The organism is Brevundimonas sp. PAMC22021 (genome assembly GCF_019443405.1).
Classification (GTDB): domain Bacteria; phylum Pseudomonadota; class Alphaproteobacteria; order Caulobacterales; family Caulobacteraceae; genus Brevundimonas.
In genome coordinates this window covers 1,098,539-1,115,550 of sequence record NZ_CP080376.1, presented here as the reverse complement: position 1 = coordinate 1,115,550, position 17,012 = coordinate 1,098,539, and the positions used below count along the sequence as shown (strand labels likewise).

General features: G+C 67.8%; 17 protein-coding genes. 2 read left to right on the top strand and 15 right to left on the bottom strand.

All coding sequences use genetic code 11. The features are described 5' to 3' along the window. Positions 1 to 5: 5 nt before the first annotated feature. The 10 genes from dxr to dnaE form a co-directional block, all read right to left on the bottom strand. Positions 6 to 1,202 carry a 1-deoxy-D-xylulose-5-phosphate reductoisomerase gene (gene dxr, locus KY493_RS05400; RefSeq protein ID WP_219897947.1) on the bottom strand — a complete coding sequence of 399 codons (1,197 nt, stop codon included), beginning with the start codon at positions 1,200 to 1,202 and terminating at the stop codon, positions 6 to 8. Next, entirely contained in the window at positions 1,199 to 2,017 is an 819-nt protein-coding gene (locus KY493_RS05395) for a phosphatidate cytidylyltransferase (protein ID WP_219897946.1), read from the bottom strand. Before KY493_RS05395 ends, dxr begins: the two co-directional genes overlap by 4 nt. After that, the gene (uppS, locus tag KY493_RS05390) at positions 2,017 to 2,778 is read right to left on the bottom strand and encodes a polyprenyl diphosphate synthase (RefSeq protein ID WP_219897945.1); all 762 of its coding nucleotides are present in this window, start codon (positions 2,776 to 2,778) and stop codon (positions 2,017 to 2,019) included. Before uppS ends, KY493_RS05395 begins: the two co-directional genes overlap by 1 nt. A 34-nt stretch (positions 2,779 to 2,812) precedes the next feature. Then, positions 2,813 to 3,370, bottom strand: a complete 558-nt coding sequence (gene frr / locus KY493_RS05385) for a ribosome recycling factor (RefSeq protein WP_219897944.1) — start codon at positions 3,368 to 3,370, stop codon at positions 2,813 to 2,815. A gap of 35 nt (positions 3,371 to 3,405) precedes the next feature. Continuing rightward, positions 3,406 to 4,143: a UMP kinase gene (gene pyrH, locus KY493_RS05380; RefSeq protein ID WP_219897943.1), complete on the bottom strand. Its 738-nt coding sequence runs from the start codon at positions 4,141 to 4,143 to the stop codon at positions 3,406 to 3,408. A 244-nt stretch (positions 4,144 to 4,387) separates the two neighbouring features. After that, positions 4,388 to 5,329 (bottom strand): translation elongation factor Ts, encoded by a 942-nt coding sequence (gene tsf, locus KY493_RS05375; protein ID WP_219897942.1) that lies wholly within the window; start codon positions 5,327 to 5,329, stop codon positions 4,388 to 4,390. A 110-nt stretch (positions 5,330 to 5,439) separates the two neighbouring features. Next, the gene (gene rpsB / locus KY493_RS05370; RefSeq protein ID WP_219897941.1) at positions 5,440 to 6,324 is read right to left on the bottom strand and encodes a 30S ribosomal protein S2; all 885 of its coding nucleotides are present in this window, start codon (positions 6,322 to 6,324) and stop codon (positions 5,440 to 5,442) included. A gap of 214 nt (positions 6,325 to 6,538) precedes the next feature. Continuing rightward, a complete protein-coding gene (locus KY493_RS05365) occupies positions 6,539 to 7,129 on the bottom strand; it encodes a DUF4142 domain-containing protein (protein WP_219897940.1) in 591 nt (196 codons plus the stop codon). A gap of 57 nt (positions 7,130 to 7,186) precedes the next feature. After that, positions 7,187 to 7,603, bottom strand: a complete 417-nt coding sequence (locus KY493_RS05360) for a DUF3224 domain-containing protein (protein ID WP_219897939.1) — start codon at positions 7,601 to 7,603, stop codon at positions 7,187 to 7,189. 65 nt (positions 7,604 to 7,668) lie between these two features. Beyond that, complete coding sequence (gene dnaE, locus KY493_RS05355) at positions 7,669 to 11,127, bottom strand: DNA polymerase III subunit alpha (RefSeq protein WP_219897938.1); 3,459 nt, start codon at positions 11,125 to 11,127, stop codon at positions 7,669 to 7,671. A 241-nt stretch (positions 11,128 to 11,368) separates the two neighbouring features. Between dnaE and msrA the strand changes: the two genes are divergently transcribed. Continuing rightward, positions 11,369 to 12,001 (top strand): peptide-methionine (S)-S-oxide reductase MsrA, encoded by a 633-nt coding sequence (gene msrA / locus KY493_RS05350; RefSeq protein ID WP_219897937.1) that lies wholly within the window; start codon positions 11,369 to 11,371, stop codon positions 11,999 to 12,001. 7 nt (positions 12,002 to 12,008) lie between these two features. Here msrA and KY493_RS05345 read toward each other — a convergent pair whose 3' ends face one another. The 4 genes from KY493_RS05345 to KY493_RS05330 form a co-directional block, all read right to left on the bottom strand. Further along, positions 12,009 to 12,713 (bottom strand): ABC transporter ATP-binding protein, encoded by a 705-nt coding sequence (locus KY493_RS05345; protein WP_219897936.1) that lies wholly within the window; start codon positions 12,711 to 12,713, stop codon positions 12,009 to 12,011. Next, entirely contained in the window at positions 12,706 to 14,004 is a 1,299-nt protein-coding gene (locus tag KY493_RS05340) for a lipoprotein-releasing ABC transporter permease subunit (protein WP_219897935.1), read from the bottom strand. The genes KY493_RS05345 and KY493_RS05340 overlap by 8 nt, the downstream gene beginning before the upstream one ends. Next, positions 14,001 to 15,317, bottom strand: a complete 1,317-nt coding sequence (proS, locus tag KY493_RS05335) for a proline--tRNA ligase (protein ID WP_219897934.1) — start codon at positions 15,315 to 15,317, stop codon at positions 14,001 to 14,003. The genes KY493_RS05340 and proS overlap by 4 nt, the downstream gene beginning before the upstream one ends. 72 nt (positions 15,318 to 15,389) lie before the next feature. After that, the gene (locus KY493_RS05330) at positions 15,390 to 15,659 is read right to left on the bottom strand and encodes a DUF1467 family protein (RefSeq protein ID WP_219897933.1); all 270 of its coding nucleotides are present in this window, start codon (positions 15,657 to 15,659) and stop codon (positions 15,390 to 15,392) included. A gap of 80 nt (positions 15,660 to 15,739) precedes the next feature. On the opposite strand from KY493_RS05330, the gene KY493_RS05325 reads away from it, so the two are divergent. Continuing rightward, a complete protein-coding gene (locus KY493_RS05325; RefSeq protein WP_219897932.1) occupies positions 15,740 to 16,099 on the top strand; it encodes a 5-carboxymethyl-2-hydroxymuconate Delta-isomerase in 360 nt (119 codons plus the stop codon). Here KY493_RS05325 and KY493_RS05320 read toward each other — a convergent pair. Continuing rightward, positions 16,096 to 17,007, bottom strand: a complete 912-nt coding sequence (locus tag KY493_RS05320) for a hypothetical protein (RefSeq protein WP_219897931.1) — start codon at positions 17,005 to 17,007, stop codon at positions 16,096 to 16,098. The genes KY493_RS05325 and KY493_RS05320 overlap by 4 nt on opposite strands. Between the last annotated feature and the right edge of the window lie 5 nt (positions 17,008 to 17,012).

Here is a 17,012-nt window from a genome sequence, read left to right as displayed (position 1 = left end):
GCCGGTCAGGCCGCGATCGCGAGCGTCGACACGACGCCCTCGGCGATCCGCCGCGCCTCCGCATCGACCGACAGGGCCGAGACGCAGGCGTCGCCGGAGCCGAAGGCCAAGCCCTCGCGCATCGAACGATCAAGGGTTTCGGCGACGACTGCGGCAATATTGAGAAAGCCGAGCCGTCCGTCCAGAAAGGCCCAGGCGGCGACCTCGTTGGCGGCGTTGAAGATGGCCGGCGCCGCACCGCCCTCGGTCAACGCCTGGCGCGCCAGAGACAGCGCCGGGAAGCGGGCCTCGTCCGGCGCCTCGAACGTCAGCTTGCCCAGCGAGGCGAGATCAAGCTTCGGCGCCGGCCAGGCGATCCGCTCGGGCCAGGCCAGAGCGCAGGCGATCGGCGTGCGCATGTCCGGCGGACCCAACTGCGCCAAAGTGGAGCCGTCGATGTATTCGACCAGGCTGTGGATGATCGATTCCGGGTGCACCACCACGTCGATCCGCTCGGCCGCCATGCCGAACAGATAGGCGGCCTCGATCATCTCCAGGCCCTTGTTGGCCATGGTGGCGCTGTCGACCGAAATCTTGGCGCCCATCGACCAGTTCGGATGCGCCACCGCCTCGCGCGGCGTCACCGCCGCCATGCGGGAGAGCGGCGTCTGCCGGAACGGCCCCCCAGACGCGGTCAGTATCAGCTTCTCGACCTGGTGCGGCGCGTCGGCGGGAAACACCTGAAAGATGGCGGAATGCTCAGAATCGACGGGGATCAGCCGTCCGCCGGCCGCGCGGACCCGCTGCATCAGCGCCGGCCCGCAGCAGACGAGGCTTTCCTTGTTGGCCAGCGCCAGCACGCCGCCGTTCGCCGCCGCCGCCCACGCGGAACGCAGGCCGGCCGCGCCGACGATCGAGGCCATGATCCATTCCGACGGGCGCGACGCGGCCTCGACGACCGCCTCATCGCCGGCCGCCGCATCGGTATCCGTGCCGGCGAGCGCTTCTCGCAACTCGCCAAGCCGCGCCGGATCGGCCGTCACCGCGATCCTGGGTTTCCAGCGCCGCGCCTGTTCGGCCAGGCGCGCGATGTTGGCGCCGCCGGTCAGGGCCTCGACCTCGAACGCGCCCGTGCCCGTCTCCTCGGCCCGCGCCATCAGGTCCAGCGTCGAAGAGCCCACCGATCCGGTCGAGCCCAGCACGCTCACGCGCCTGCGGATCATGCGCCGCGCTCCAGCATCAGGACGATCAGCCGTCCGGCCGACACGACGACCACGGCGAACATCATGCCGTCGACCCGATCCAGCAGCCCGCCATGGCCGGGGATCAGCGATCCCGCGTCTTTGACCCCAAACCGACGCTTCAGCGCCGATTCCCACAGGTCCCCGCCCATGGTCGCCAACGCCGCAGCCAGCCCCAGAGCCGCGCCCCAGAACACGTTCAGCCGCCCCATTTCCAGCCACGCCGCCATCCCCGCTCCCGCTAGCGTGCCGGCCAGCAGCCCGCCGACAAAGCCGGACCAGGTCTTGTTGGGCGAGAAACGCGGCCACAGCTTGGGCCCGCCCAGCAACGAGCCGACCAGATAGGCCATGATGTCGGAGGCCCAGGCGACGGCGAACACCAGCACCGTCCAATGCAGGCCGATGGGATTGTCGACGTCGCGCAGCCAGATCAACAGCACCGCCGGCCAGCCGAGATAAAGCACGCCATAGGCGGCGTTGACCGCTTCCTGGCCCCGGCTGCGGGCGTAAAGCCCTGCGGCGGCCGCGCCGAACACCAGCATGACGAACGCCACCGACATGACGCCGAAATGCGCGCTGACCACGCCGGCGATCAGGCCCAGCGCCACGGCGGCGGCCACGGCGCGCCAGGCGGCCGGCGCGCTCATCATCGCCCATTCCGCGGCTAGCAGCACACAGGCGAGGACCATCAGGGCCAGGAACCAGACGCCGCCCGCCCAGGTCGCCAGCACGGCCGCCGGGGCCAGCACGACGGCCGAAGCGGTTCTCAGCCCGATGTCCCCGACCTTGATCGCCATCAGCCCGCCACGCGCGCCGGCGCCGCCTGCAGCCCGCCATAACGACGCTCACGCCCGCCGAACTGCGCCACCGCCTCCGCCAGCGCCTGGGGGCCGTAGTCGGGCCACAGGATGTCCTGGAACACCAACTCGGCATAGGCGGCCTCCCACAGGAGGAAGTTCGACAGCCGCTGCTCGCCCGACGTGCGCACGATCAGGTCCAGCGGCGGCGCGGCCGAAGTGGCCAGGTTGCCCTGCAGCGCCTCTTCGGTGATCGGCCCCACCGGCTCGCCCGCCATCAGCCGGTCGATGTGCTTCTGGGCCGCGTCCACCACGTCGGCCCGGGCGCCGTAGTTGAAGGCGACCTGCAACAGGAAGCGGTCGTTGTTCGCCGTCTGGGCTTCGGCCCGCTCGATGATGGCGGCGATGTCGCTCGGGAGTCCACGCCGCCGCCCCAGGATGCGCAGGCGCACCCCTTCGCGATCCAGCCGGTTCAGGTCGCTGGCCACATAGGAGCGCACCAGCCCCATCAGGTCGGACACCTCCTCTTCCGGCCGCGCCCAGTTCTCGGTCGAGAAGCCGAACACCGTCAGACACTCGATGCCGAGATCGGGCGCCGCCTGGATCGTGCGCTTCAGGGCCTGGACGCCCTCGCGGTGCCCCATGGCGCGCGGCAGGCCGCGCTGCTTGGCCCATCGCCCGTTGCCGTCCATGATCAGGGCGACATGGCGCGGACCCGCAGGACGCGAGCCGGCAAGAGGCGCGGCGGTCGTGGCCGTCATCGTGATAAGCGTCCCTTGCCCGGCCTCATTCGCCTCAGACCTGCATGATCTCTTGTTCCTTGGCCTTCAAGGTCTCGTCGATGCGCTTGATGGCGGCGTCGGTGTCCTTCTGGACCTCGGTCTCCATCTTCTTTTGTTCGTCCTGGCTGATCTCGGACGCCTTTTCGGCCTTCTTCAGGTCGTCGTTGGCGTCGCGGCGGACATTGCGCACGGCGATCTTCTGCTGCTCAGCGTACTTGCCGGCCAGCTTGACCAGGTCCTTGCGGCGCTCTTCGGTCAATGGCGGGATCGGGATGCGCAGGGTCTGGCCGTCCACGATCGGGTTCAGGCCCAGGCCCGCCGCGCGGATCGCCTTCTCGACCGAAACCACCATGCCCTTGTCCCAGACGCTGACCGAGATCATGCGCGGCTCCGGCACGCTGATGGCCGCCACCGCGTTCAGCGGCGAGGTCGAGCCATAGGCCTCGACCTGCACGGGATCCAGCAGTCCGGCGTTAGCCCGCCCGGTGCGCAGCCCTGCGAAGTCGTCCTTCAGCGCGGCGACCGACTTGTCCATACGATCGCGATAGGTTTTCAGGTCAGGCTTGGCCATGGCGTAAGCGTCCTCTTCTGGCAGTCTTCCGGCGGTCAGGCCGGCGTATCGGTGATGACCGTGAACGTGCCTTCGCCCGTCAGGGTCCGGCGGATCGCCTTATCCTCACGGATGGAGAAGACCACGATCGGTATGCCCGTGTCGCGCATCATGGCGATGGCCGATGCGTCCATGACCCGCAAGTCCTTGGCCAGCACGTCCTGGTAGGTCAGAGTCTCATAGCGGGTGGCGGACGGGTCCTTCTTGGGATCGGCCGTGTAGACGCCGTCCACGCTGGTGCCCTTCAGCAGCGCGTCGCAGCCCATTTCGGCCGCGCGCAGGGCCGCGCCCGAGTCGGTCGTGAAGAAGGGCGCGCCGACGCCGGCCGCGAAGATCACAACCCTGCCCTTTTCCAGGTGCCTCAGCGCGCGGCGGCGGATGTAGGGCTCGGCGATCGCAGCCATTGGGATGGCGCTCTGGACCCGCGTGGAGACGCCGATCTTCTCCAGCGCCGACTGCATCGCCAGCGCATTCATGATGGTCGCCAGCATGCCCATGTAGTCGGCCTGGGCCCGCTCCATCCCCGCCGCCGCCTTGGACAGACCGCGAAAGATGTTGCCGCCGCCGATCACCAGGCAGATCTCGACGCCCTCGCGGACCACCTCGGCCACAGCCGCAGCCACCACGTCCACCGTCTTCATGTCGACGCCAAAGGACTGATCGCCCATCAGCACCTCGCCGGACACCTTCAGCAGCACGCGCTTGTAGCGGAACTCGGCGGGGGCGTCGGGCATGCAGGATAATCCGTGAACTGCGGCGCCGCGCGGGAATCGGGCGGCTCCATATAAACGAAGGGCGCGCCGGCCTTCAAAGCCGAACGCGCCCGAATGCGTATTTCTCCTCCCTGTTCGCGAAGCGCACGGGGAGGTGGATCGGCGCACAGCGCCGAGACGGAGGGGTTTGTCCGGTTTTGGACCGTCACCCCTCCACCGCTTCGCGGTCCCCTCCCCATCGCAGATGGGGAGGATAATCTGGACCTTACTGACCGCCCATCATCGAGGCGACTTCCGAGGCGAAGTCCGGTCCTTCGACCTTTTCCACGCCCTCGCCCAGAGCCAGGCGAACAAATCCGGCAAGCTTCAGGTTGGCGGAGCCGAGCTCCTTGCCCGAGTTGGCGACCAGCTGCTCGATGGTCACATCCGGGTCCATGACGAACGGCTGCTTGGTCAGCACCACGTCCTTCTGGAACTTGGCGATCTGGCCCGACACGATCTTGTCGATCATGTTTTCCGGACGACCTTCTTCCTTGGCCTTTTCGGTCAGGACCTGGCGTTCCTTCTCGATCGCGGCGGGATCCAGGTCGTCGGTGTTCAGCGACAGCGGCGAGGTGGCGGCCACGTGCATGGCGATCTTGCGGCCCAGCTCACGCAGCGCCGTCTTGTCGCCCGCGCCTTCCAGCGCGACCAGCACACCGATGCGGCCGACGCCCGGCGACACGGCGTTGTGGACGTAGGTCGAGACCACGCCCTCTTCGACCGACAGGCGAGCGGCGCGACGCAGCTGCATGTTCTCGCCGATGGTGGCGATCATGTTGGTCACTTCGTTCTGGACCGTCTTGCCCGTTTCCAGCTCGGCGCCGTGCAGCGCCTCGATGGAGTGATGCTCCAGGCCCAGTTCGGCGAACCGCTTGGCCGCGCCCTGGAACAGGTCGTTGCGCGCGACGAAGTCCGTCTCGGCGTTGAACTCGATGGCGGCGGCGATTTCGCCCTTGCCGTCTTCACGCGAGGCGACGGCGACCAGGCCCTCGGCGGCGACGCGGTCGGCCTTCTTGGCGGCCTTGGACAGCCCCTTGGCGCGCAGCCAGTCGATGGCGGCTTCGATGTTTCCGTCGTTTTCCTGCAAGGCCTTCTTGCAGTCCATCATGCCGACGCCCGAACGCTCGCGAAGCTCCTTCACGAGGGCGGCAGTGATCTCGGCCATGTTCTTCTCCTATGGGATTCGTATGCGGGAACGGCCGGACTGACTTAGCCCGGCCGTGTAACAGTTCAACAGGCGGCGCCGACAGCGCGGGCGCCGCCCGATAAAGGCGATCAGCCCGTGGCCTGCTCGGTCTCGACCGCGTCCAGCGCCTCGGTATTGGCCGCGGCATCCGCGCTGGCCAGCAGTTCGTCGGCGGCGCCTTCGGTACCGGCCGGAGCCGCGTCAGCCTCGACCGGCGCCGAAGCTTCGGCCAGCATCGGCTCGACCGGATTCTCCGACGCGCCCAGGTCGATGCCCTGCGCCGAAGCGCCGGCGGCCAGACCGTCCAGCACGGCGTCGGCGACCAGGTCGCAGTAGGTCTGGATCGCACGGGCGGCGTCGTCGTTGCCCGGCACCGGATAGGTGATGCCGTCCGGATCGGAGTTGGTGTCCAGGATGGCGATGATCGGGATGTTCAGCTTGCGGGCTTCCTGGATCGCGATCGCTTCCTTGTTGGTGTCGATCACGAACATGATGTCCGGGATCGAACCCATGTCCTTGATGCCGCCCAGCGACAGCTCAAGCTTGTCCTTCTCGCGCTGCAGGTTCAACAGCTCCTTCTTGACCCGGCCTTCGCCGCCGTTCTCGAGAATGCCTTCCAGCTCGCGCAGGCGAGCGATCGAGCCCGACACGGTGCGCCAGTTGGTCAGGGTGCCGCCGAGCCAGCGGTTGTTCATGTAGTATTGGGCGCAGCGCTTGGCCGCTTCCGCCACCGGGTCCGAGGCCTGGCGCTTGGTGCCGACGAACAGCACGCGACCGCCCTTGGCCGCCACGTCGCGCACGGCGACCAGCGCCTGGTGCAGCAGAGGCATGGTCTGCGACAGGTCGATGATGTGGATGTTGGAGCGCGATCCGAAGATGTAGCGGTCCATCTTCGGATTCCAGCGGTGCGTCTGGTGACCGAAGTGCGCGCCGGCTTCCAGCAGGGTGCGCATCGAGAATTCAGGCAGAGCCATGATCGTTCAGTCCTTTTTCCGATCAAACGTGGCGCGGACGATTAAAGGTCGAATGGACCCTCGGAATGGTGCGGATCGGGATGTCTCCCCGAGGCGCGCCACGCCCGCGTTGCGAAATGCGGGGCCGATGTAGTCGGGATCGGCCCACAAGGCAAGCTGGATGCGAAAAGGGCGGCTCTTGCGAGCCGCCCTCTTCCTGTAACCGATCGGACGATCAGTTCATGCCGTTGCGCAGTTCCTGCGCGCGTTGCAGGTGCATCTCGATCTTGGGGACCACTTCGCGGGCCAGGGCGGCCAGTTGCGGCGTTTCCGTGTGGTCCGAGAAGCCGCGATGCAGCGTCAGGGCCTCGTTGTGCGCGGCGATCTGCTGATCGAGATAGACGCGGTCGAAGTCCGCCGCCGAGGCCGCGCGCAGGTTGTCCAGCATGCCCATGCGACGCTGGTCCAGCGCCGTCGGCATGGCGACGTTCGGGGCCTCGGCCGGCGCGCGCTGCTTCAGCATGGCGGTGGAGGCGGTGTGATCGGTCGTGATCATGGCCGCCAGCGCCTTCACGTCCGCGTTGGCGGACTTCTCGTTCGCGATCTTGGCGGATTCGAGCTCGAACATGTCGGCCATGGCTGCGGACGGCACGTAGGAGTCCACAGTGTTGGCGCCCAGCGTGGCGGCCGAGGTCTGACCCACGGCGGCGGACGTCGCGTCCTGCACCGCATTGGCCGGCTCGGTCTGACCGGGCGCTTCCGAGTTCTGGTTGCAGGCGGCGAGAAGCGCCAGCGAGGCGACACTGATGATGGCGATCTGTTTCATTGGAACGTCTCCCTATGGTCTAGGCAGAACCCTTCACGCCCCCGTGAAGTTCCGGCTTCAGTCGCTCGTCAGCCGATACTCGAGATCGTACAGGTGCCGGCCGCCCTCGATCTTCAGGTGGAAGACGCCGCTGATGCCGGTCAGGTCGCCGTCTCCGGAGCCCGGAACGATGGTGATCGACAACTCCTGCGCGCCCTTATCCATCAGGCCGCGATGCACCAGCATGAAGCCGCCCGACCGCCCGTCCAGCGTTCCATTCACCCGTTCCAGAGCGACATAGGCGCCGGACTGTTCGGCGTTCATGACGCCCAGCATCTCGCCGGCGCCCGTGGCTTCAAGCCCGCCCCGAAATGTCTTGGCCAGGATCATGCGACCTGGCCCGCCGGCCGATGCGTCGGCGCCGGGTTCCACCGGCGTGATCTTGACGTCGAACTCGCCGGTCGCATGCCGCGCCGTTGCCGCCGATCGAGTCATCTCCGCTCCTCCTCCACCTTCAACGCCCGTCGCGAGCAGCGACAGCGCCATCACCATCCCGGGCATCAGGCGTCCTCCAGCATGACGACGCCTGGCGCGGACTTCAGCGCGCCGCGCAACGCGCCGTCCAGCTTGTAGCGACCCGGCAGCTTCATCTCGACCTCGCGGCCCTTCTCCAGCGAGGCGATCAGAGACACCTCCCCGCCCTTGCCTATGGCGCCCGATCGCGCGCGTTCCAGCCGCGCCCGGAGCGCCGCGGCGTCCGCCGAGCGCGCCGACACATGGATGCGCAGGCCGATGCCGGCGTCGTCCAGCAGCCCCTCCATGCGGGTCGCGTCGTCCCCGAAGAAGCGCACCTCCCCGTCCGAAGCCTTGGCGCGCACCTTGACCATAACGGAGGCGCCCGGCTCCAGCACCTCGCGGCAGCGACGCAGTTGCTCGGGCGGAAACAGGCACTCGAACTCGCCGGTGGGGTCCGAGAAGGTGACAAAGGCGAACTTCTCGCCGGTCCGGGCGCTGGCGCGCTCCTGCTTGCGCCGCACCACTCCGGCCATCTGGAAGGCCTCGTGCCCGGCCTCTGCGCGTTGGGTGGCCTCGGCCACGAAGGTCACGCGCTTGCGACGCAGCGCCGGCTCCATGTCTTCCAGCGGATGGCCGGACAGGTAGAAGCCGACCGCCGCCAGCTCCTGGTCCAACCGCTCGGGCCCGACCCAGGGCTCGACGCTCTTCAGCCGCGGCCTGGCCGCATGCGCCTGATCGCCGCCAAACAGGCTGACCTGCGCCGACGCACGCTCGGCGGCCACGCTCTGGCAATAGGCCATCAGCACGTCGGCCTGTTCGACCAGCTGGCGGCGGTTCTGATGGATGCTGTCGAAGGCGCCGGCCTTGGCCAGTCCTTCCAGCGCCCGCTTGTTGACGCAGCGCGGGTCGACCCGCTCCAGGAAGTCGAAGATGTCGGCGAAGCGCCCGCCCTGTTCGCGCACCTCCACCACGTGGCGCATGGCCTCCAGTCCCACGTTGCGTATGGCGCCCAGGGCATAGAGCACCGCGCCCTGCCCCTTCTCCCACGACACGTCGAAGTCGGCGCTGGAGGCGTTCACGTCCGGCGCCCGCACCGGCACCTCGAACCGCCGTGCGTCCTGGTAGAAGACCGCCAGCTTGTCGGTGTTCGACAGGTCCAGGCTCATGGATGCGGCGAAGAACTCCACCGGATGGTTGGCCTTGAGCCAGCCAGTCTGGAACGAGATCAGCGCATAGGCCGCCGCGTGCGACTTGTTGAAACCGTAGCCCGCGAACTTGGCCACCAGATCGAAGATGCCGCCGGACTGGCTCTCGGACACCGACTTCTCGGATGCGCCCTTGACGAAGCGCGCCCGCTGGAAGTCCATCTCCTCCTTCTTCTTTTTGCCCATGGCGCGACGCAGAAGGTCGGCCTCGCCCAGCGAATAGCCGGCCAGGATTTGGGCGATCTTCATCACCTGTTCCTGGTAGATGATGACGCCGTAGGTCTCGGTCAGCACCTCTGTCAGGCTGGGATGCAGGTAGTCCACCTCGGCCCGGCCGAACTTGCGGTCGATATAGGTGTCGATCATCTCCATCGGCCCCGGTCGATAGAGAGAGATCAGGGCGGTGATCTCCTCGATGGAGCCGCAGCGCATCTTGCGCAGCGTGTCGCGCATGCCCTGGGATTCCAGCTGGAACACGCCCACCGTCTGGCCGGAGGCCATTAGTTCATAGGTGCGCTCGTCGTCCAGCGGCAGCTGGTTCCACGACGGCCCGGCGCCCCGGCGCGTCAGATAGCCATGCGCGCGGTCCAGCACCGTCAGGGTCTTGAGCCCCAGGAAGTCGAACTTCACCAGGCCCGCCGGCTCGACCCACTTCATGTTGAACTGGCTGGCCGGGATGGTGGATCGCGGGTCCTGGTACAGCGGCACAAGCTCGGTCAGCGGCCGGTCGCCGATGACGATGCCGGCCGCGTGGGTCGAAGCGTTGCGATACAGCCCCTCCAGCTCCAGCGCCGTTTCCAGCAGCGCCTTGACGGAGGCTTCCGCGTCGCGCGCCTCCTTCAGCCGGGGCTCCAGATCGATGGCCTGCGCCAGGGTCACCGGATTGGCGGGGTTGGCCGGGACCATCTTGGCCAGCCGGTCCACCTGCCCCAGCGGCATCTGCAGAACGCGGCCGACGTCGCGCAGCACCGCGCGCGCCTGCAGCGTGCCGAAGGTGATGATCTGGGCGACCCGGTCCTTGCCGTAGCGGTCCTGGACGTAGTCGATCACCTCCTCGCGCCGCTCCTGGCAGAAGTCGATGTCGAAGTCGGGCATGGACACCCGCTCGGGGTTCAGGAACCGCTCGAACAGCAGGCCGAATCGCAAGGGATCAAGGTCGGTGATGGTCAGGGCCCAGGCGACCAGCGATCCGGCGCCCGATCCCCGGCCCGGTCCCACGGGGATGCCGTGCTGCTTGGCCCATTTGATGAAGTCGGAGACGATCAGGAAGTAACCGGGAAAGCCCATCTGCTGGATGATGCCGACTTCCCACTCCAGCCGGGCCCAGTACTCCTCTTCCGGAGCCGCCGGCGTGACCTCCGTCAGCCGGACCTTGAGACCCTCGCGCGCCTGGTGCGCCAGCTCGTCCGGCTCGGATCGTCCTGCGCCGGTGTCGAACCGCGGCAGGATTGGCTTGTGCGTCTTGACCAGAAAGGCGCAGCGGCGCGCGATATCCAAGGTGTTGTCGCACGCCTCGGGAAGGTCGGCGAACAGCTGGCGCATCGCCTCCGCCGACTTGAACCAGTGCTCGCCGGTGATCCGCCGGCGCTCCTCCTGGCCGGTGAAGGCGCCGTCGGCGATGCACAGCAGGGCGTCGTGCGATTTCGCCTGCGCCGCCTTGGCATAATAGACATCGTTGGTTGCGACCAGTGGCGCGTCGTTGTCGTAGGCCCAGCCGACCAGCCCCGGCTCGGCGCGACGTTCGTCATCCAGGCCGTGGCGCTGAAGCTCCACGTAGAAGCGATCGCCAAAGGCCGCGCGCATGGCGCTCAGCGCCGCGTGCGCGTCCTCGGCCTTGCCCTGGACGAACAGCGGATCGACCGGCCCGTCGGGTCCGCCCGACAGCAGGATCAGCCCTTCGGATCGCGCTGCGACCATGCTCCAGGGCACGCCGGGCTCGGCCATCTCGCCGGCGTCGAGGTAGGCGGCCGATGACAGGGCGCACAGGTTCAGCCAGCCCGCCTCGTTCTGCGCCAACAGCACGACCGTCGGCGTCTTGGCCCAGCGCGTGCTGACTTGGCCGCCGATGCCCAGCACCGGCAGGGCGCAGGCCACGATCGGCTGAACGCCCGCCTCCTTGGCTGTCTGGCTGAACTCCAGCGCGCCAAACAGATTGGCGCGGTCGGCCACCGCCACCGCCGGCATGCCGGCGTCGGCCGCCATCCGGCCGATCTTGCTCGCCTTGATCGCGCCTTCCAGCAGCGAATAGGCCGAGCGCACCCGCAGATGGACAAAGCCGGATTTGGCGGGATCGGACACGGCTCACCTCATGCGGAGAAGCGACTCAGACCGTCAGCAGAGCCGCTTGCCAGACCATCCAGACAAAGCCGCCGCACGATGCAAGCGACAGCATATCCCTCATCAGACGCGGCATGGCCTTATCCCCAGATCAACCTGTGTGTTCCGGGAATGTTCTATGTTCCGCTTCCGTTCTCGTCAAGTCCTGCATCTTTCATGGGCGCGTCAGCGTATTCTGATCATGCCTCAGTCGAGATTGTAGATGGCCGTGCGATCAGCACCCTATGTGACCAGCGCGCTCGTGTTCGTGCTCACGTGCTCAAGCCAACAACACCGCGCCCAGGCGGCCCCGCCGCCGCCATCGCTTGGGCTTCAGACCGCCGTCTTCGCCGGCGGGTGTTTCTGGTCCACAGAGAAGGCTTTCGACGGCGTCCCGGGCGTGCGCTCGGCCGTGTCCGGCTTCATCGGCGGGCATACGCCCCGTCCTTCCTACAACCAAGTGGTGCGAGGCGGGACCGGCCACCGCGAGGCGGTTCAGGTCACCTTCGATCCACGCGTGGTCAGCTACCGCGCGCTAGTCGACCGCTACTGGCGCACGATCGATCCCACGGACCGACATGGCCAGTTCTGCGATCAAGGCCCGTCCTATCGCACGGCCGTATACGCCACGCCCGCGCAGAAGTCGGCGGCTGACGCCTCACGTCTGGCCGCGACCCGGGCGCTGCCTCGCCGTGTCTTCATCACCCCGGTTCTGGCGAACGCCCGCTTCTGGCCGGCGGGTTCTGAGCACCAGGATTTCGCCCGCCGCAATCCGGCTCGCTACGAAGCCTATCGCATCGGTTGCCGACGCACAGCGCGGCTGACAGCCGTCTGGGGCTCGGCCGCCGTCGGCTGAAGCGCGGTCAGTAGGCGTGACTCTCCGCCGCGCGTTGCTCCAGATGGCCGTCCTTCAGCGCGAACACCCGGTCCATGTGGCCGGCCAGCTCCATATTGTGCGTGGCGATCAGAGCGGCGACGCCGGTGGTCTTGGCAAGGGTGCGTAGCGCCTCGAATACCGCCTGGCTGGTCGCGGGATCGAGGTTGCCGGTCGGCTCGTCGGCCAGCAGCAGGCGCGGCTTGTTGGCCAGCGACCGAGCGATGGCGACGCGCTGCTGCTCCCCGCCCGAAAGCTGGGCCGGTTGGTGCGTCAGGCGTTCGCCGAGGCCGAGCGCGCTCAGCGTCTCCTCCGCGCGCCTGCGCGCCTCGGCCTGGGACAGGCCGGCGATGCGCATCGGCAAGGCCACGTTGTCGCGGGCGTCGAACTCGGGCAGCAGGTGGTGGAACTGGTAGACGAAGCCGATCCGCGACAGGCGCAGGCGCGTGCGCGTCCGCTCGTCCAGCGCGCCGACGTTCTCGCCATCGATCATCACCGTGCCGGCGGTCGGCCGCTCCAAGAGGCCCGCAGCGTGCAGCAGCGACGACTTGCCGGATCCGGAGGGCCCGATCAGCCCGACCAGTTCGCCCGGATGCACGTCGAGGTCTACGCCCTTCAGCACGGTCAGGCCGCCCTGGGCGGTGGGATAGGTGCGGGTCAGGCCCCGCACCGACAGCACCGGCGACTTACTCATAACGCAGGGCCTCCACCGGATCGATGCGCGAGGCGCGCCAGGAGGGCGGCAGGCTGGCGATGCAGCTCATCAGCAGCGCCCAGAACGCCGTCCAGCTCACGTCCACCGGATCGACCAGCGCCGGGATGCTGTCCAGCATGTAGACGTCCGAGTTGAACAGCTGCACGCCCAGCAGGGCCTCCAGGAAGTGCTGGATGGCGGCGATGTTCAGGCAGAACACCAGCCCCAGCACCAGGCCCGCGACCGTGCCCGCAACCCCGATGGCGGCGCCCGCCATGAAGAAGACGCGCAGAATGGATGACGGGCTGGCGCCGATGGTGCGCAGGATGGCGATGTCGCGCCCCTTGTTCTTCACCAGCATGACGATGCCGGAGATGATGTTCATGGCCGCAATGGCGACGACGAGGCCCAGGATGATGCTCATCGCCACCCGCTCGACCCGCAACGCGCCGTAGAAGGCGGCCAGGCGGTCGCGCCAGTCGGTAATGGCGGCGCCCGGCCCTGCGGCTTCACGGATCGGCTGGATCAGCTGGCCGACCTCGTCCGGCTTGGCCACCTTGACCTCCAGCGCATCCCACACGCCCTCCTTGCCGAAGAACAGCTGATGCTGCTCCAGCGGCATGAAGATGAACGCCTGGTCGAACTCGGACGTCCCCGAACTGAAGACGCCGCCGACGATGTAGGTCTTTTCCAGCCCGCCGAGATTTCCGAACGCGCTGTCCGCGCCCGTCGGCGAATACAGGGTGATCGGATCCCCGACCCGCACGCCGTTGGCGTCGGCCATGGCCTTGCCGATCAGCACGCGGTCGCCGCCGTAGGCGCCCTGGCCGAAGCTGCGCCGCGCCTCTTCCGACAGGCTGCGATAGACATAGGTGTTGGCGGGCAGGTCCTGAGGCCGCACGCCCTTGACGATGGCGCCGGTTGTGAAGCCGCCGACGCGCACCAGGCTCTGCGCCTCGTTCAGCACCGACACGCTGACCACGCCGGGGACCTCGGCGATCCGGCGGAGGCGCGCCTCACGATCTTCCGACACCAGCACGGACCCTTGCACATACATGTGCCCGTTGAAGCTCAGCATCCGGTCCAGCAGGGTGGAGCGGAAGCCGGCCATGATGCTCATCACGCTGATCAGCACCGCGACCGCCAGCATGATGCCGATGAAGCTGATCACGGCGATAGTGGCGACGCCGCCTTCCTTGCGCTTGGCGCGCAGGTAGCGGAGCGCCAGCCCGATCTCCCAGGCGGAAAACGCGCCCGCCGGCTTGCCGGACGCTGAAACAGGCCCGCTCAAGCCGAGAGCCTTTGCAGGGCTTCATCCAGCGAAACGGAGACCTTTTCGCCCGTCGCCCGACGCTTCAGCTCGACCAAGCCGTCCGCCAGCCCCTTCGGACCAATGGTCAGCTGCCAGGGCACGCCGATCAGGTCGGCGGTGGCGAACTTGCCGCCCGGACGCTCGTCGGTGTCGTCATAGAGCACGTCCTTGCCGAGCGCCTCCAGACGGGACACCGCGTCCTCGCAGGCGCTCGAGACCGCCGCATCGTTGGCGCGCAGGTTGATGACGACCACGTCGAACGGCGCAACCGAATCCGGCCAGATGATGCCGCCCTCGTCGTGTCCGGCCTCGATGATGGCCCCCAGCAGCCGCGAGACGCCGACGCCATAGCTGCCCATGTGGACCGGCCGGTCCACGCCGTCGGGTCCCGCCACGATGGCCTTCATCGGAGCGGAGTATTTCGTGCCGAAATAGAAGATGTGACCGACCTCGATGCCGCGCGCCGACAGGCGGTCGTCCTCGGCCGTCTCGCCTTCGAAGCGAGCGGCGTCGTGCATTTCCTCGGTCGCGGCGTACAGCGCGGTGCGCTCATCGACGATCGCCTGCAGGTCGTTCCAGTCCACGTCCGCGCCCGGCGCCGGCATTTCCACCAGCTTTCGGTCGCAGAAGACGGCGCTTTCGCCGGTGTCGGCCAGCACGATGAACTCGTGGCTCAAGTCGCCGCCGATCGGGCCGGTGTCGGCGCGCATCGGCACCGCCTTCAGTCCCAGCCGCGCGAAGGTGTTCAGATAGGCCACGAACATGCGGTTGTAGGCCCGGCGCGCCGCCGCCTCGTCGATGTCGAACGAGTAGGCGTCCTTCATCAGAAACTCGCGCCCGCGCATGACGCCAAAGCGCGGCCGGCGCTCGTCGCGGAACTTCCACTGAATGTGAAACAGGTTCAGCGGCAGCGACTTGTAGCTCTTCACATAGGCGCGGAAGATGTCGGTGACCATTTCCTCGTTGGTCGGGCCGTACAGCAACTCCCGCTCATGCCGGTCGGTGATGCGCAGCATCTCGGGGCCGTATGCGTCGTAGCGGCCGCTCTCGCGCCACAGGTCGGCCAGCTGCAAGGTCGGCATCAGCAGCTCGACCGCGCCCGCCCGCTCCTGCTCCTCGCGCACGATCCGCTCGATCTTGCGCAGCACCCGCAGCCCCAGCGGCAGCCAGGCGTAGATGCCGGCGGCCTCCTGCTTGATCATGCCGGCGCGCAGCATCAGCTGGTGCGAAACGATCTGCGCGTCCGAAGGCGCTTCCTTCAGCGTGGGCAGGAAATAGCGCGACAGGCGCATGGGCGGGGAATCCTGAAAGGCGAGATGAACACCGGCTTTAGCCGGTGGTTGGGGGCAAAAGCTAGGCCGCGGCTACAGGTTCGGCGCCACGCGCGAAAAGTCCGGCAGCGGCAGCCAGCCGGTGTAGATCACCACCATCACCACGATCCAGGCGATCGCCGACACCCAGGTGGTGGTGATGAACTTGCGCTTCAGGTTCGGCGTCGCCGGCGCGCCCCATTGTGCGCCGTCCGTCGGCGGCTCGTGCGTCTCACGCGAGGTTCCCAGCGGCAGCACCGCGAAAAGCACGGTCCACCACAGCACCAGATAGACGCCGATCATGGTGACGGGGCCGATGGGCATGGGGGCAACTCCGCTGGCCGGCTTTGACCGCGCCGGTCCCGGCGGTCTAACGGATAGAGCTCCTCCCGACGAGACCTCCGATGCCGCAGATCACCCTGGAATTCTCAAAGTCCCTGGATCATGTCGACTGGCGAGCGGTCGCCCTCGACATCCACAATGCCTGCGTCGACATCGCCGAGACCAAGCTGTCGATGTGCAAGACACGGCTGGTCCGGCTCGAGCACACCGTGATCGCGGACGGTGCGCCCGAGCAGGCGATGGCCCATTGCGAGATCCGCCTGCTGCCAGGACGCACCGCTGATCAGAAGTCGCGTCTCGGCGACGCCGCGCTGGAGCGCCTGCAGGGCGCGTTGTCCGAGCAGCCCGGCCCCCTGTCCATTTCATGCGAAGTGCTGGAGCTGGACGGCGAGACCTATCGAAAGGTCGTGCGCCCCGCCTAGCCGCAGCTGGCGCCAAAGCCGGGTGCGCGCAGGGCCAGCAGAATGGACGATCGCTGCGCCTGGGTGATCGCGCCGGCTGACTGCAGCACACAGCCGACCGCCGTGTTGGAGTTGGGCGCCAGCAGGCCGTAGCGTCGCCGCTCCGCCTCGATGCGCGCCCGCGAGCCTTGCAGCGTCGCCACCGCTCCGGCGATCCGCCCGGGGTCGTCCGTGATCCGCGTCATCTCGTGCAGCGCCTCGCCGGAGCTGGGGAAATCATAGGCGTCCGGCGTGAACGGCGCGACCTCTGCCGCCAGAAGATAGGGATCGAGATCAACGCCGAACTTGGCGTTCTGGCTGGCCGAGAACGAGATCGCAGGCCCGTCCTGCGGCACCACCAGGATGTAGGCGTGGCGTGGAAACAGCAGATAGTGCGCCAGGTACTTGGTGACCTGAACCAGGGGCGAACCATCCGGTCCCAGCGCGTGCACGCCGATGTAGACGCCGGGCGGAATCGCGCGACCGTCGATCCGCCCGTTCATCGCCAGGATACGGTCGGTCATGACGTGGCTGAGCAGGACGACGCCGTCGTCCGCCTCGCGCTCGAAATAGGCGCGGATGGCGTCGGTGGTCGGCTCCGGTCCCAGGTCGCGGCCATAGACGGCGGGGAAGGCCTGCGGCGACATCGGGCGGCCGTCCGGCGGGCTGAACCACAGCACGCGCAGTTCGTGCACCGTCCGCGCCAGCGGGTCCTCGCCGCGAAAGGTCGTCAGGCTGAGGGTCAGATTGACCACGGCGAACAGCGCGATCAGCCCGGCCAGCGCCTGCCCGGCGATCACCGCCCAGCGACGCCATCCATGCAGTGGATGGCGAGCCTGCCGCACACGCCGCAACAGGCGTTCACCACGCCCGGCCCTTTCGCCGCCCATCGTGC

What these genes read in the sequence shown, in the direction of transcription:
- msrA (WP_219897937.1), top strand. Translation starts at nt 11,369, where the DNA reads ATGGCCGTGCGATCAGCACCCTATGTGACCAGCGCGCTCGTGTTCGTG.
- proS (WP_219897934.1), bottom strand. Translation starts at nt 15,317, where the DNA reads ATGCGCCTGTCGCGCTATTTCCTGCCCACGCTGAAGGAAGCGCCTTCG.
- KY493_RS05365 (WP_219897940.1), bottom strand. Translation starts at nt 7,129, where the DNA reads ATGAAACAGATCGCCATCATCAGTGTCGCCTCGCTGGCGCTTCTCGCC.
- dxr (WP_219897947.1), bottom strand. Translation starts at nt 1,202, where the DNA reads ATGATCCGCAGGCGCGTGAGCGTGCTGGGCTCGACCGGATCGGTGGGC.
- KY493_RS05395 (WP_219897946.1), bottom strand. Translation starts at nt 2,017, where the DNA reads ATGGCGATCAAGGTCGGGGACATCGGGCTGAGAACCGCTTCGGCCGTC.
- KY493_RS05360 (WP_219897939.1), bottom strand. Translation starts at nt 7,603, where the DNA reads ATGACTCGATCGGCGGCAACGGCGCGGCATGCGACCGGCGAGTTCGAC.
- KY493_RS05345 (WP_219897936.1), bottom strand. Translation starts at nt 12,713, where the DNA reads ATGAGTAAGTCGCCGGTGCTGTCGGTGCGGGGCCTGACCCGCACCTAT.
- KY493_RS05330 (WP_219897933.1), bottom strand. Translation starts at nt 15,659, where the DNA reads ATGCCCATCGGCCCCGTCACCATGATCGGCGTCTATCTGGTGCTGTGG.
- KY493_RS05325 (WP_219897932.1), top strand. Translation starts at nt 15,740, where the DNA reads ATGCCGCAGATCACCCTGGAATTCTCAAAGTCCCTGGATCATGTCGAC.
- pyrH (WP_219897943.1), bottom strand. Translation starts at nt 4,143, where the DNA reads ATGCCCGACGCCCCCGCCGAGTTCCGCTACAAGCGCGTGCTGCTGAAG.
- KY493_RS05320 (WP_219897931.1), bottom strand. Translation starts at nt 17,007, where the DNA reads ATGGGCGGCGAAAGGGCCGGGCGTGGTGAACGCCTGTTGCGGCGTGTG.
- tsf (WP_219897942.1), bottom strand. Translation starts at nt 5,329, where the DNA reads ATGGCCGAGATCACTGCCGCCCTCGTGAAGGAGCTTCGCGAGCGTTCG.
- rpsB (WP_219897941.1), bottom strand. Translation starts at nt 6,324, where the DNA reads ATGGCTCTGCCTGAATTCTCGATGCGCACCCTGCTGGAAGCCGGCGCG.
- frr (WP_219897944.1), bottom strand. Translation starts at nt 3,370, where the DNA reads ATGGCCAAGCCTGACCTGAAAACCTATCGCGATCGTATGGACAAGTCG.
- uppS (WP_219897945.1), bottom strand. Translation starts at nt 2,778, where the DNA reads ATGACGGCCACGACCGCCGCGCCTCTTGCCGGCTCGCGTCCTGCGGGT.